The organism is Nostoc sp. (assembly GCF_036917275.1).
Lineage (GTDB): Bacteria > Cyanobacteriota > Cyanobacteriia > Cyanobacteriales > Nostocaceae > Nostoc.
In genome coordinates this window covers 1-14,339 of record NZ_JBALDF010000009.1, presented here as the reverse complement: position 1 = coordinate 14,339, position 14,339 = coordinate 1, and the positions used below count along the sequence as shown (strand labels likewise).

General features: G+C 42.5%; 12 protein-coding genes and 2 pseudogenes. 9 read left to right on the top strand and 5 right to left on the bottom strand.

Annotated features, from left to right (window positions below):
• Positions 1–96: 96 nt before the first annotated feature.
• From V7K35_RS03510 to V7K35_RS03495, 4 genes are all read right to left on the bottom strand, one after another.
• Positions 97–495, bottom strand: coding sequence for a hypothetical protein (locus tag V7K35_RS03510; RefSeq protein ID WP_335076444.1), 399 nt, complete (start codon positions 493–495; stop codon positions 97–99).
• Between the two features lie 487 nt (positions 496–982).
• Positions 983–1,414, bottom strand: a complete 432-nt coding sequence (locus tag V7K35_RS03505; RefSeq protein ID WP_335076442.1) for a CAAD domain-containing protein — start codon at positions 1,412–1,414, stop codon at positions 983–985.
• Between the two features lie 185 nt (positions 1,415–1,599).
• Entirely contained in the window at positions 1,600–2,061 is a 462-nt protein-coding gene (locus V7K35_RS03500; protein WP_335076440.1) for a BON domain-containing protein, read from the bottom strand.
• A 153-nt stretch (positions 2,062–2,214) separates the two neighbouring features.
• Complete coding sequence (locus V7K35_RS03495) at positions 2,215–4,170, bottom strand: hypothetical protein (protein ID WP_335076439.1); 1,956 nt, start codon at positions 4,168–4,170, stop codon at positions 2,215–2,217.
• 669 nt (positions 4,171–4,839) lie between these two features.
• On the opposite strand from V7K35_RS03495, the gene V7K35_RS03490 reads away from it, so the two are divergent.
• The 9 genes and pseudogenes from V7K35_RS03490 (at position 4,840) to V7K35_RS03450 (ending at position 13,594) form a co-directional block, all read left to right on the top strand.
• Entirely contained in the window at positions 4,840–5,058 is a 219-nt protein-coding gene (locus V7K35_RS03490) for a hypothetical protein (RefSeq protein WP_335076437.1), read from the top strand.
• Positions 4,983–5,998 (top strand): annotated as a pseudogene (locus V7K35_RS03485) (MFS transporter); the annotation flags it as partial. The gene V7K35_RS03490 and the pseudogene V7K35_RS03485, both read left to right, overlap by 76 nt.
• Positions 5,999–6,820: 822 nt before the next feature.
• Positions 6,821–7,552, top strand: coding sequence for a calcium-binding protein (locus tag V7K35_RS03480; RefSeq protein WP_335076435.1), 732 nt, complete (start codon positions 6,821–6,823; stop codon positions 7,550–7,552).
• Positions 7,553–8,025: 473 nt separating this feature from the next.
• A complete protein-coding gene (ilvD, locus tag V7K35_RS03475; RefSeq protein ID WP_335076433.1) occupies positions 8,026–9,711 on the top strand; it encodes a dihydroxy-acid dehydratase in 1,686 nt (561 codons plus the stop codon).
• A 270-nt stretch (positions 9,712–9,981) separates the two neighbouring features.
• Positions 9,982–10,320 carry a hypothetical protein gene (locus tag V7K35_RS03470; RefSeq protein ID WP_335076431.1) on the top strand — a complete coding sequence of 113 codons (339 nt, stop codon included), beginning with the start codon at positions 9,982–9,984 and terminating at the stop codon, positions 10,318–10,320.
• 40 nt (positions 10,321–10,360) lie between these two features.
• A complete protein-coding gene (locus V7K35_RS03465; RefSeq protein WP_335076429.1) occupies positions 10,361–11,086 on the top strand; it encodes a pyridoxine 5'-phosphate synthase in 726 nt (241 codons plus the stop codon).
• A 151-nt stretch (positions 11,087–11,237) separates the two neighbouring features.
• Positions 11,238–11,954, top strand: coding sequence for a SnoaL-like polyketide cyclase (locus tag V7K35_RS03460; protein ID WP_335076426.1), 717 nt, complete (start codon positions 11,238–11,240; stop codon positions 11,952–11,954).
• Positions 11,955–12,157: 203 nt separating this feature from the next.
• Complete coding sequence (locus tag V7K35_RS03455) at positions 12,158–12,487, top strand: MgPME-cyclase complex family protein (protein ID WP_335076424.1); 330 nt, start codon at positions 12,158–12,160, stop codon at positions 12,485–12,487.
• 483 nt (positions 12,488–12,970) lie between these two features.
• Positions 12,971–13,594 carry a hypothetical protein gene (locus tag V7K35_RS03450; protein ID WP_334796676.1) on the top strand — a complete coding sequence of 208 codons (624 nt, stop codon included), beginning with the start codon at positions 12,971–12,973 and terminating at the stop codon, positions 13,592–13,594.
• 46 nt (positions 13,595–13,640) lie between these two features.
• Here the strand turns inward: V7K35_RS03450 and V7K35_RS03445 are convergent.
• Positions 13,641–13,904, bottom strand: a pseudogene (locus tag V7K35_RS03445) (ISKra4 family transposase); the annotation flags it as partial.
• Positions 13,905–14,339 lie beyond the last annotated feature (435 nt).

Below are 14,339 nucleotides of genomic sequence, written 5' to 3'. Positions count from 1 at the left end.
AGCCCATAAAAGTAGAGACGCAATGATTGCGTCTCTACTTACCGCCTATTTAGTTTTATTACGTGTAATTACACACAGCAAAAACGATAGTGTTAATTAAATTACCCCTGGACCTCTACCACGTTTGTCACCCTTTTCGGTCAATTTGCCTTCCTCGTCGTCTTGACTAATTTCTGCAAGTTCTTGAATACGTGCTGCCTTATCTTCTGCTGCTTGTTGGCGTGCATCACCCGGTTCTTCGTAGTACATTTCCGGTTCAATTGCATAGTTGTTAGACAAACCTTCTTTGTCTATGGTATAGCCGTCAGTGGTGCGTATACTTTCTGAATCAGTTTGATCGTCGGTAGATGCATCTGCCTCTTTTTCTTCTGTGGGGAGTGTTTTGTACTCATCTCCTTCTCTTTCCATTCGAGCAGCTGTTTCAGCTGGGATAATGCCGCGATCGTATGTATTTACTTCGGCTCTATCAGATGAATCTATACCTTCATTAGCCATAAATTATGTCCTCTTAAAGAATGTATTAAATAACTTCAAAAACCAGATTAGGCTGTTTTTCATCTAAAATCTACTATCTTTAGAAGTGATTTAAATTTAAAAATAATGTTATATACTCTATCTTTGGATGTATCCAAAAAAACTAATATTTAAGTCAGGTTAAATACTGATAATTTACATTAATTACGTAGAACAAGGGTTTAAGCTGAAGTTGACACTGACACTAATGAACATTATTCTACCTTTACTGTCTTTTGCATGTAAAATAGGATAGTTACAAAATTCTCTACTTTTTAGAGAAGTCGGGAATGTGAACCTTTAGATTGGATATATTTAATTAGCGAACCATACTTAATACTGTGCTGAGGCTAGTATAACTCGTGTAAATCTTTAGTTATCATTTCAATTAACAAGACAAGGGGCTTAAGCCCCTTGTTAAAGATAGATAAATTTGCACCATAGTGTACTACTTTAATGGTTTGGAAATTTATCCGCCTAAAAACTGGCTTTTCAATGATTGAATTTCATCCGCTAATTCTTGCCGAGTTGAAGCCTTCAAGAAATAACGAAAAATGAACCATGTGGCGTAACTAATTCCAACTAACTCAAAGAGTAGTGATAGTAGTGGAGTCCCATTAATTGCATTCAGGACTGCTAGTACTATCTTGGCTGTAACAATCGCTGCTACAATTAAAGCCACAGTTATTAGAGGCTGCTTGTAGTCCTGAAAAAAGCTACTTAAGTATTCGGGTAATTGCTCCAAAAATTCAGAAACTTGTCTGCTAATTTGCTGCAATTGAGATTCCGGTTCAGCTGCTGGTGGTAACTTTGGCAAGTTTGTTGTATCTACACCTTCAAGCGCTAGGGTACCTTGTGATAAGGAGGCATTAATGGATTCACGTTGTTGTTCAGTTTCCATAGTTTTTATTTTCGGGAAGTACAAGAGTTTATATAACTGACTGAGCGTCAATAAATATAATTATTAAGGTCGTCAGTTGTCAATTATTAATGGTCAGTATTGAGTATGACTGACCACCAAGAATGAGCAGGGGCATCTAAATTTATTTATGCCTACCTACTCACGCAGATTTGTTGTTACCTACCTTATTTTTTTGGTGCGAGAACAGTTGCTTTAACAACTACACTTTTGACACCTTTAATTTGTTTAGCTAAAGGTTCAATTTTAGCTAACTCCTGCTGATTGTTCACAGTTCCGGCGACAGTGACAGTTCCATTGTCTGCGGCATCAACTGTTAGTTGACTCTTGGGTATATTAGCCTCTAACTTAGAGCGAACTTCACTTTTAAGGTCACCTTTTGCTCGTTGTGTATCGCCACCAGTAATATTACTGCGCTGTTCGCGGGCGCGAATATCCTCATTTAGCTGTCTTCTGCGGACATCACTTTGTGCGTCTTGTTGAGAAGCTTGTGTTGTTTGTACACTCGGCGTTTGGGGAGCTTCATTCGTACTATTGGGTGCAGATTCACTTGTTTTAGAAGCGTTATCACAAGCCGCAACACCAAAAATTAAAAGGCCACTAATTAAAAAAGGAGTTAGCTTTTGCATATATTGAATTCGGAATCGCAAAGTGAAAGTTGTGGAGTTTATTGATATTCACGGCAGAAGTGAGAAGCAAGTTTACTTAAATGAGGAGCAAAATTTTCAACTTCTTGCTCCGGCAATTTTGGGGAAACTAGTGTGAGTGATAACTACCTTAGCTTAGAGTGTTTCATCACGGCGGTCAACAATGACTACGGCAGGATCGCCTGTATAAGACCCTGTTGAGTAATTGGTGCGATCGCTATTAGCAACTGGTGTGCTATAATCGGTTGCTCGATCTGAACTTGGGCGATGTTCACCGAGATCAGTGCCATCATAGATCGCAAATTCTTCGATCCCTCGACGTTTGAGAATAGCTTCAGCTTGGTGGATTTCAGTTTCATTAGCATCGATAATTATTAAGTAATCGCCTCTTTGGAAGCGATCGCCATAAACTCGCGCCTTGTCTTCAGGAATTCCCAAGCCAACCAGTGCGCCAACAATACCCCCAGCTGCTGCACCTATAGCACCGCCAGCTACTGTTGTCGCCAAAGCTGTCGCTGCTGCGCCACCCAAAATTACAGGCCCGACTCCTGGAATTGCTAAAGTCCCAAGACCTACTAATAAACCAGTCAAGCCGCCTAGTACTCCGCCTGTAGCTGCTCCAGTTTTTGCGCCGTCGTCTGCTTTATTGCCTGCACCTGCGGTTCTATCTACATCTACACCTGCGATCCCCTGACCGTTTGCATCCTTAGCAATGATCGAGACTCTACTCATTGGGAAACCAGCATCTCGCAAATCTGTAAGTGCTGCTTCTGCATCTCGGCGATGAGAATATACTCCAATTGCTCGTCTCTCTACACCACTAGGACCCGCAGTTTGAGTTGTTGAGTAATTGGTGCGATCGCTATTAGCAACTGGTGTGCTATAATCGGTTGCTTGATCTAAACTTGGGCGATGTTCACCGAGATCAGTGCCATCATAGATCGCAAATTCTTCGATCCCTCGACGTTTGAGAATAGCTTCAGCTTGGTGGATTTCAGTTTCATTAGCATCGATAATTATTAAGTAATCGCCTCTTTGGAAGCGATCGCCATAAACTCGCGCCTTGTCTTCAGGAATTCCCAAGCCAACCAGTGCGCCAACAATACCCCCAGCTGCTGCACCTATAGCACCGCCAGCTACTGTTGTCGCCAAAGCTGTCGCTGCTGCGCCACCCAAAATTACAGGCCCGACTCCTGGAATTGCTAAAGTCCCAAGACCTACTAATAAACCAGTCAAGCCGCCTAGTACTCCGCCTGTAGCTGCTCCAGTTTTTGCGCCGTCGTCTGCTTTATTGCCTGCACCTGCGGTTCTATCTACATCTACACCTGCGATCCCCTGACCGTTTGCATCCTTAGCAATGATCGAGACTCTACTCATTGGGAAACCAGCATCTCGCAAATCTGTAAGTGCTGCTTCTGCATCTCGGCGATGAGAAAATACTCCAATTGCTCGTCTCTCTACACCACTACGAGCCGCAGTCGGAGTTGGAGTCACATAATCAGTGGCAGTAGAAGTTGGAGCTACATAACCAGTGCTTGCATTTCTAGCATCTGGATTCTCGTAAATGCCAAACTCTTCCACACCCTGTTGACGTAGAATTGCTTCTGCTCTAAGAATTTCTGTATCTGTGCCATCTATGATGACTAAATAGTGTCCTCGTCTGACGCGTTCGTCGTAAACTTTAGCTCGTTCTTCAGGAATTCCTAACCCAACCAATGCACCGAGCAAACTGCCAGCTATTGCACCAATACCAGCTCCAGTCAGGGTGGTAGCTAAGGTGGTTGCAGCAGCTCCAGCTAACATAATTGGCCCGACTCCAGGAATAGCCAAAGTACCAAGACCAACTAATAAGCCAGTCAATCCGCCCAAAGCAGTACCTGTAACTGCTCCAACTTTAGCACCTTCGTCAGATTTGTCACCGACGCGATCGCTCACCTCAGCGCCAGCAATATCATCTTTGTCTCCATCCTGCGTAATAACAGAGACTCTATCCATGTCAAAGCCAGTGTTTTTCAAATCATGTAGGGCATGTTCAACATCTCGACGATTAGAAAATACACCTACACCACGTTTATGTACACCTACAACCATTATTTTTTCTCCTCAGGAAAAATCAATTATTTACTTACAAACAAATTTATAGCTGGTAATAACCCGAATGTCACTAAGAAAAGGTCAAACCCCTGCTAGGGCTGGGTGTAACCGAGAGGCTATGACGCACTCACTAACTCGGATATTACATTTCACGTGCTAGTTATTGACCGTGCAACCCCTATTCCCTTACACCTTTATAGCCAAAAATCAGCCATTTTTAAGGATTTGCACTTTTTTAATGCCATTGGGCAACAAACCCTATTAATACATGTTTATGTTCCCTTTTCATCAATCGCTTGGAAGAATTTTTATCTCTATCATGAGACATAGGTGATTTTATCTAAAGACTAAAAAGTAAAAATTTCCTCGATAAAATATATTTTTGATAGAAAAAATATTAAAAGATTTTATTTATCAAAGATTTTTGATTTTTTTAGATAATAACTTTATTTATAAATTTAACTACATTTATGTTACAAACTTATTGATTAAATGCAATATGTGGTAGGCAAACACAGCTATGCATCTGTGACAGCTTAAGGAGAAATCTGCTTTATTTTAAAGTTTTGCCCTCACGCATTCTCAACATTTTCAATCTGATAATTAAAGTGATGAGTAAGCCATTTTCTAAATGGGTATTTGATTGAATGCAAGTGAGAAAATACTATGTTTCAAGATGTTTTAACTATTTGGGGATGGAACTCGCTGCCTTTTGGATTAACGCCGATAACTTTAGCTCAGGAAGTATTAACTCCAGAAGAAGCATCAGTTCTTTTTTCTGATCCTAAAATTTTGGTAGGATTAGCCGCATCGAAGATTATCTGCGTTCCACGGGGAAAGAAGAACTCAACCCTGAAAGTATTAAACGGGATTTCGACAAGTTGATAGAAGATCCAAAAGCTGGGTTTGAAGATTTAAGTGATCGCTTCGGGCAATTTGACCGCGATACTTTTGTACAATTGCTCAGTCAGTGTCAAGATTTGAGCGAAGAACAGGTAAACCAAACTCTCGATCAGCTAGAAGCAGTTCGAGATATAGCAAGGGACTGGGGACTAGGGACTGGGGACTGGGGACTGGGTGAAAAGCCTTTTTGTGTCTAAGTTTTATCATGTGTTAATGTCCTAACCACCTTGGCTGTTGCTATACCAACAAAGAAGAACTCAACCCAGAAGCAATCAAACGCGATTTGCAATTGCTGCTGTCTTCTCCCCAGGCTGGAATTGGTAATTTAAGCGATCGCGCCTCCAAATTTGACCGTTCGACAATTGTGGCACTGCTATCTGGGCGAGAAGATATCTCAGAAGAGGAAGCTAACCGAATTGTGGAGCAAATTGAGTCTGTTCACAGTTCGATTGTCGAACAATTCCAGCAGATCCAGGAAAAAGTGCAATCAGTGCTGGATGGGATTTTTGCCAAAGTTCGCAACTATCTCAACTCGCTGGATCGTTCGGAACTCAACTATGAAGGGATTAAGCAAGACTTTCCTAAAGTATTTGACGATCCGCAAGCTGGATTTGAAGCGTTGTGCGATCGCCTCAGTGAATTTGATCGTGACACCTTAGTTGCTGTCATCAGTTCTCGTGAGGATATTTCTGAGGCGGATGCTAATCGCATTATCGACCAAATAGAAACGGCCCGAGATGGCGTATTGCAACGAGCCGAACGCATCCAGCAAGAAACACAAAAACGCCTGAAAGCGATCCAAAAGCAAGCTGAAGAAACCAAAAAAACCGTTGCAAGTGCTGCTTGGTGGTTATTTGGGACAGCATTGACTTCTCTTGCAGCTAGTGCGATCGCTGTCACTGGCATAACTCTACCTGGGTAAAATATCTCTATCATCAGGAATTTTGATCAAATACAAAGTGGCATTCAGTCTTTACAAATGAATGCCACTTTTTTTATAAATAAAACAAACTACCTTCCAGAGTAAATAGGTTGGTGCTATTAAAAGTAACTATGTAAATTTTTGTAAATTTTCTGAAGTATGCTTTAATTAAGCTTATTTGCTCGTTTACATACCTTTAAATTGTTTAGCTTTTTCCCACCAACCTACTTACTATTACAACCTTGTTATTCAGATATAAATTAAAAAACCCGATCTGAATCTAAGGATTTCACATTTTACTCTGATGAGAGTAAAATATTAAAGTTAATTATTCTTTCTTATAGATAGAAAAAAGTACGCTTGAGGGTTATATCATAGTCTTGTGATTCATGATGTACAGTAAAAACGTCCGAAAACACATGCAATTCCGTAGGAGAAAATCTGCTTGTTCCCTAGCAGCTTACTACTGGAACCATTGAATACATAAGGCACAAGGATATAACATGACTCTTGGCACAATCTTAATGCCAATATTGTCAATACATCCAGTCCTTCTGAAATCTTCTCAAGTCTTCAGACTTAACAGCAAAGACCTATTCCAATCAAGTGTAGTTCAGTTATATCTTCCCACTCGTTATTTGTCCACCTTGTTTTCTCGGCGTTGCTGAATAGAAGTGTCAAATTGAAAGATTTAATGTTTGAAACTGTTTCCTTTGCGCCTTTAGAGGAAAAGAAATTCATCCTCTTAATCAGCAACGCCGTTTTCTCATGGGGAAGTGACGAGGTAATTTTTATCCCCTCTAAACTTAGGAGAAGCTCATCATGGCAATTATCGACGGTATCAATTTAAATAATATCACCGGTCTTGACATCGACGAAATCTTAAAAAGCGGTGGTGACAAGATCCAGGTCGTCACTAATGGTAGCAAAATCATTAACGCTACTGGTGGTAACCAAAACATTAACACTGGTAATGGCAACGATATCATTAACGCCGGCAATGGCAACGATATCATTAACGCCGGCAATGGCAACGATATCATTAACGCCGGCAATGGCAACAATACCGTTAAAGGTGGTAATGGCAACGATATCCTTAACGCTGGTAGTGGCAAAGATACCCTCTTTGGCGAAAATGGTAACGATATCCTTAGTGGTGGTGGTGGCAACGATATCCTCAATGGCGGTGCTGGTAACGACACACTTGCTGGCGGTACTGGGACTGATATTTTCACTGGAGGAGCAGGTAACGATGTTTTCAAGTTCAGCTCAGTTTCAGATAGTGCTGTTGTTGGACGGGATCTGATCGCTGACTTTGTAGGAAACGGTAAGTTGCCAGGTGACCAAATCGATCTATCTGCTATCGACGCCGACTCCACTAAACTGGGCAATCAAGCCTTCACTTTCATTGGGGCTGCCGCATTCTCCGCACCTGGTCAGGTTCGTTATTCAGCAGGTATTCTCCAAGGTAATATTGATGGGAAGCTGTCGCCTGATTTTGAGGTTCGCCTTATAAATGCACCACTAGTAGTGGCACAGGACTTTATCCTTTAATTTAATAGACTCTTACAAAAGTCTTTAACACCCCACTCCTAAGAGCAAGCTCTTAGGAGTGGGGTTCTTGTTTTTAATTTATACAAGAATAGGACTTACGCAAAAATTGCCAAAAAGCTTAATTTATCGAACCGCCAAGACGCCAAGAGCGCTGAGAATTCGTAGAGTGTGCGTAAGTCCTAAAGAAATCTAATGTTTTTATTTAAAGAGAGCTTGCTTTCTTTAAACAATACTGCTCAGAATCTGTTGACTGACTTTGAAATTAGGTTAGCAGGAACACCAGAATTAGTGGCAAGCGACATTATCCTTTAACAAGAAATGCACTAGGCAGAATTCTGATAATTTAATAGTCGCGGGGAGAGGCAAGCTAAACTTACCTCTCCCTTTTATAGTTGTTTGATCGCGCCACATATACATGAGAAAATCAGGTAATACAATCGCAATACAAGCGACGAGGCACGCAAGGAAAAAAGATGTCAGAGAATTTGAGAAGCCAAGTTGTAACGCAAGGGGTGCAGCGATCGCCTAATCGAGCTATGCTGCGTGCTGTTGGTTTTAAAGATGAAGATTTCAATAAAGCTATTGTGGGCATTGCCAATGGCTACAGTACGATCACTCCCTGTAATATGGGGATCAATCAACTGGCGCTCAGAGCAGAGGTTGGGATAAAAACCGCCGGAGCTATGCCGCAAGTGTTCGGCACGATTACCATTAGCGATGGGATTTCGATGGGAACTGAAGGGATGAAATATTCCCTAGTGTCGCGGGAAGTCATTGCCGATTCCATTGAAACCGCCTGTACTGGACAAAGTATGGATGGTGTACTGGCCATTGGTGGTTGTGATAAAAATATGCCCGGAGCAATGTTGGCGATCGCCCGGATGAATATCCCCGCAATATTCGTTTATGGTGGCACGATTAAACCCGGTCACTACAACGGACGCGATTTAACAGTTGTTAGTTCTTTTGAAGCTGTTGGTCAATATAGTGCTGGGAAGATTGATGACAAAGAACTATTAGAAGTTGAAAGCCGTGCTTGTCCTGGTGCTGGTTCATGTGGGGGAATGTTCACAGCTAACACCATGTCTTCAGCTTTCGAGGCGATGGGGATGAGTTTGCCTTATTCTTCCACAATGGCGGCGGAAGATGCCGAAAAAGCCGACAGCACGGAAAAATCAGCGTTTGTGTTAGTTGAAGCGATTCGGAAACAAATCTTACCCCGCCAAATTATCACCCGCAAATCTATAGAGAATGCCATTTCTGTAATTATGGCGGTGGGTGGTTCGACCAACGCCGTGTTGCATTTTTTAGCGATCGCCCGCGCCGCTGATGTAGAGTTAACACTGGATGACTTTGAAACTATCCGCGCCCGTGTTCCCGTTTTATGTGATTTGAAACCAAGTGGTAAATATGTAGCTACAGATTTGCACAAAGCTGGTGGCATTCCGCAAGTAATGAAGATGCTACTTGTACATGACTTGTTACATAGTGATAGCCTTACCATCAGTGGTCAAACGATTGCAGAGATATTAGCAGATATACCAGAAGAACCATCCGCCAATCAAGATGTAATTCGTCCTTGGAATAACCCGATGTATGCCCAAGGACACTTAGCTATCCTCAGAGGTAATCTAGCAACGGAAGGGGCTGTTGCTAAAATTACCGGAGTTAAAAAGCCAGTAATTACAGGTCTTGCACGGGTGTTTGAATCGGAAGAAGCCTCTTTAAATGCAATTTTGGCGGGTAAAATTCAACCTGGTGATATTTTAGTCATTCGCTACGAAGGACCTAAGGGCGGCCCTGGGATGCGAGAAATGTTGGCTCCTACCTCAGCAATTATCGGTGCTGGTTTGGGTGATGCGGTGGCATTAATTACCGATGGGCGCTTTTCTGGCGGTACTTACGGCATGGTGGTTGGTCACGTTGCACCAGAAGCCGCAGTTGGAGGTGCGATCGCTCTTGTAGAAGAAGGCGATAGTATTACTATTGATGCACCGGCTCGTTTATTGCAGTTGAACATATCTGAAGAAGAATTGGCTCGTCGTCGTACCAACTGGCAACCTCCCGCTCCGCGTTACACTAAAGGCGTGTTGGCGAAATATGCCAAATTGGTATCTTCTAGCAGTATTGGTGCTGTGACAGATTTGGAGTTGTTTTAAATGAGCTAAATAAAACTTACGCACAAAAAATCCCCCAACCCCCTTAAAAAGGGGGCTTTTAATTCTCCAGCATTTTAAGGGGAATGCGCGAAGCGCACGCTACGCGAACCAGGTTTCAGGTTTTCACTGCGTAAGTCCTGCTAAATTTTATGAATTTTTGTAAAAATATTGAGAAGTATCAGGAAATTTACATAGCAGTTATTATGTCAATAGAGAAATCACGCAAATATAGTTGACACTCAACTGCTAAAAAATCGAAAAGGGTACAAAATGAGTTCTCAATCTAACGTCAAACTGACGATCGCTCTTTCTAATCCAGATTTAGATGCAGAAGAACAAGAACAGGAAACACGAAATCTGCTACGAGAGATCAGAGATTTAGATGTAGAAAGTGCTGAACTTGTAGCAGTTGCACAAACCCCTCCAGGATCAAAAGCATTTGGGGGTTTTCTGCTGGGAGTGTTGCAGGCTGAGGTGAGTCTTGCCAATTTTAAGAAAGTATTGGGATTTGTGGGCGATCGCTTGGGTAACAAAACTATTGAGTTGGAAGTCTCTAACGTGTGTAATTTATCTTTGGCTCTCAAGCATAACTCCCACTATTTCCGGTAAAATCAAGTTCTGAGGACTGTGGATTTGGGAGAAATTTGGGGTGGCTACACTTGGCGTTAACATTGACCACATCGCCACCATTCGGCAAGCACGGCGGACGGTGGAACCAGACCCCGTAGCGGCGGCGGTGCTGGCAGAATTAGCGGGTGCAGATGGAATTACGGTGCATCTGCGCGAAGATCGGCGGCATATCCAAGACAGGGATGTGTTACTGTTGCGGCAAACAGTGCGATCGCATCTTAATTTAGAAATGGCCGCTACAGATGAAATGCTAGCGATCGCTCTCGATATCAAACCAGATTACGTGACTTTAGTCCCGGAAAAGCGAGAAGAAGTTACAACTGAAGGCGGACTAAATATCGTCGGGCAACTTGCTAAAATAGGTGAGATAGTTGATAAATTGCAAAGCGCTAACATTCCAGTTAGCTTATTTATCGATGCAGAATCAGCACAAATTGAAGCATCTGTCAAGCTACAGGCGCGGTTTATTGAATTGCACACCGGACAATATGCTGAGGCTAAGGATGAAACAAATCGCCAGCGAGAATTAGCCATATTAGCTAAAGGGTGTGAACAAGCGATTCAAGCTGGATTGCGAGTCAACGCTGGACATGGACTCACCTACTGGAATGTCTATCCAGTGGCTGCGCTTCCAGGTATGGAAGAACTTAACATCGGTCATACCATCATCAGTCGGGCAGCATTAGTAGGTATAGAAAGGGCAGTCCGTGAGATGAAACAAGCTATCCGAAGGGATGGGGAATAGGGCATTGGGCAGAGGGGAAACACTTACTACAATTTCCCCTCTGCTCCCCACTCCTCACTCCCCACTGCCTGCTCCCCTATAATCTGTCTTAAAAGAGGGGTTGTCACTGCGAAATCTAGAAATTGGGATCAAATCTTCAACAAAAACTTCTATGAGCGCAACACAATCTAACAACCTGCCGCTTTGGGTACAGGATAGAGATAAGGTGATAGCGGAAAGCACTGATGTCGAGTGGCGCTATCAGACACCGCCTGATTATTCGCGTTCAAACGAGAATCTCGCCCAAGAAAGTAACTACAATCACCTTGAAGGTACACTGGAAGCGATCGTGCAAAACTTGGTACGAACCTTTGAGATGGAGGTATCCTTCAAAGCTAACCCGCAAGAGTGGTTGTCTATTGTGAATGACAAGTTTCGTGTGAGTACCAATGGTGGAGTAGAGTACACAGCAGCAGATGTATCAGCCCAAGGTACTTACAATTTGTTTATGGCTGATTCAGAACATTACAAGGCTTCAGAAGAAACCTTTGAATCATCCGGAAAACTCTTCCACACAACATTTCCCCAAGGATTTCCTTGGGAAGTGGTAGAAGTTTTCTCAGGGCCACCAAATGTGACATTCAAATGGCGGCATTGGGGACATTTTAACGGAGAATATAAAGACCATGCACCGACTGGAGAGACAATAGAAATTATCGGCATGAGCATTGCAAAAGTTAGCGATGACTTGAAGATTGTTTCCTTAGAACACTACTTTGACAATAGTCTGTTCTTGGAAAAGCTAACATCTGGTGGCAAGACAAATGCTGAAAACCAGCAAAGTGCTTGTCCGTTCAGTTCTTGGTTCAAGAAATTCCAAAAAAGTTAGTTTGTAAGGGTACAGTGCTACACTCTGTACCGAATGCCATTAAGATAAGTCCAAAGTCTTGTTTTGCCTCGTTCCTAGCCTCCAGGCTAGGAAACTATTTTGGGAGGCTCCGCCTCCTCTTTCTTGACCAGAGGCAGAGGCTTTTCTTAGTGCCATTCCACTCTGTACCCTTAAATTATTTACATAGTAACTAAAGGATGAAAATGCAAACATACTATTACGTTTTGGCCAGTCAACGCTTTCTTCTCCAACAAGAACCGATACACGAAGTTATTAAAGAGCGCACCCGTCATTACCACGAACAAGAAAAACAAATAGATTTTTGGTTGGTTCAGCAACCAGCTTTCTTGGAAACACCGCAGTTTATAGAGCTAAAGGCGAAATGTCCCCAACCAGCAGTAGCAATTATTTCCACTAATCCCCAGTTTATTACTTGGTTAAAACTGCGTTTAGAGTACGTCATCACTGGAGAATTTCAGGCTCCTTCTGAAACAATACCCGATGCCTTGGCATCGCTTGCTACTGTTTCCTAATCTGGGCATTGGGGAGCCAGTGCGTTGCGGTGAGTCCAGCGCTCTTCGGCAAGTTTCCCGACGCTTGTTGCGCGGCATCGTCTGCTTTTGGGAGAGGACTCGCTACCGCAACTCTTAGAGACGCGCAAGGGACGCTATCCGCTGTTAGCGTTGGCATTAGCGAAGCGGTAGCGAGTCATCGAGCGTCAGCCTCTGGTAGAGAAGCGTCTTTGAACAAAAGAAGCTAACTGGCGTCATTGGGCATCGGGTATGGAAAAGATACAAGGGAGAAGGGGGAGTAAATTCTCCTTTATCCCCCTCGTCCCCCACTTCCTATTTTATTTGCACATAACAAAATATATTTTTTTACACTCCTTTCATCCCCATACTGAAGTAACTGGGTTTTCAGGTTTTTTCTTATAAAATCTTGTAGGACACCTTGATTTACATAATCTAACTTTTGTGCATAGATTTCAGACTTTACCAAGTGTTTTAGGATTAGCGATGTCTACGACGACCTTCGCTTACGTAGGGTTGATTGGTTGCATGAGTTCTGTCTTTGCCCAACAAGCCATTCCCCTTTGTCAACCACCAAATGCGGGTGAGTATCTTTTATTAGTAGTCAGTCCCACAGCAAATAATCAAAAGCAGTTACGTAGTGCCTTACCACCTCAACTGAAAACCATTACTTGCAAATATCTCAACGAAACTGTGACGCGAGTAGGGGGCTTTAACAAAATTGACGATGCCAATCGTTGGGCGAGATATGTCAGCAATATTGTTGGCTTGTCTGCCATAATTACCACTCGACCAACAACGCCAAATGTTCAGGCACAGCAACAGCCACCTCAGCAGACAGTTAACTATAATCCTCAAGCCTTAGGAGAGGGTTATGCAGTGCTGGTAGATTATTACAACCGTCCAGAATTAGTAAATAGTGTGCAGCAAGTAGTAAAAGGTAACGTAGGTTTTGTTTCTTATGGACAACGCCCTTACTTGTTGGCAGTTTATACCACTAACCAAACTGAAGCATACAACACATTGCAAAAGCTGAACAATGGCGGTTTTGTTGCAAGTATAGTAGATAGTCGTAAGGTGATTCTGCTGCGCTCAACTGTGCGGTTGTAGTGATATTAAGTTTGGGGTGCGGCTCTTTTAAGAAGATGTAGTCAAGCAACGCTATTGGTAGTGGAGTAGTAAAACAACGAGCTTGAGTGACATCTTTGAGCAAAGGAATGCTACCTTGATGTAAAGCCAGATGATGACGTGGACGTTCTTGCAGTAAATGAAAGCGCCAATGTTCATTCCAATCACTACTAACATGGAGAGAACGAAGACGTAAAACAGCTTCAGCACCTTCAAGACTCCATCGAGCGCTAATAATGTCCATTCTGTCTTTAATTAAGTAACGAATTGCACCCTCAATTACGCCAGTAGCGGGAACATCCCTATTTGGCAAAAATAAAAGAATCCATGTTATTCGCGACTATTTATCGCGAATAATATAGGAATTCAATCTTGTGGTTCTTTCTCTTCTTGCTCAGACTCACAACTAATGTCTAACAGGCAATCATCAAGGGTATGAATTATTTTCTGTATCTCATCCCAAATAAAACGTCTGAAAACAGACATGATTACATTAATATGTTCTGCCGTCCCAGTTTTGCCTAAATGCTTGCATTTATTTAGTACAGCATTTCATTAATTCGTAGCGAACTAAATTTGGCAATACCTTGCAATGCCAATGCATCCCGATACAATGTTAATGTGTCCCTCTACAATGCCAATGCATCCCGATACAATGTTAATGTGTCCCTCTACAATGCCAATGCATCCCGATACAATGTTAATGTGTCCCTCTACAATGCCAATG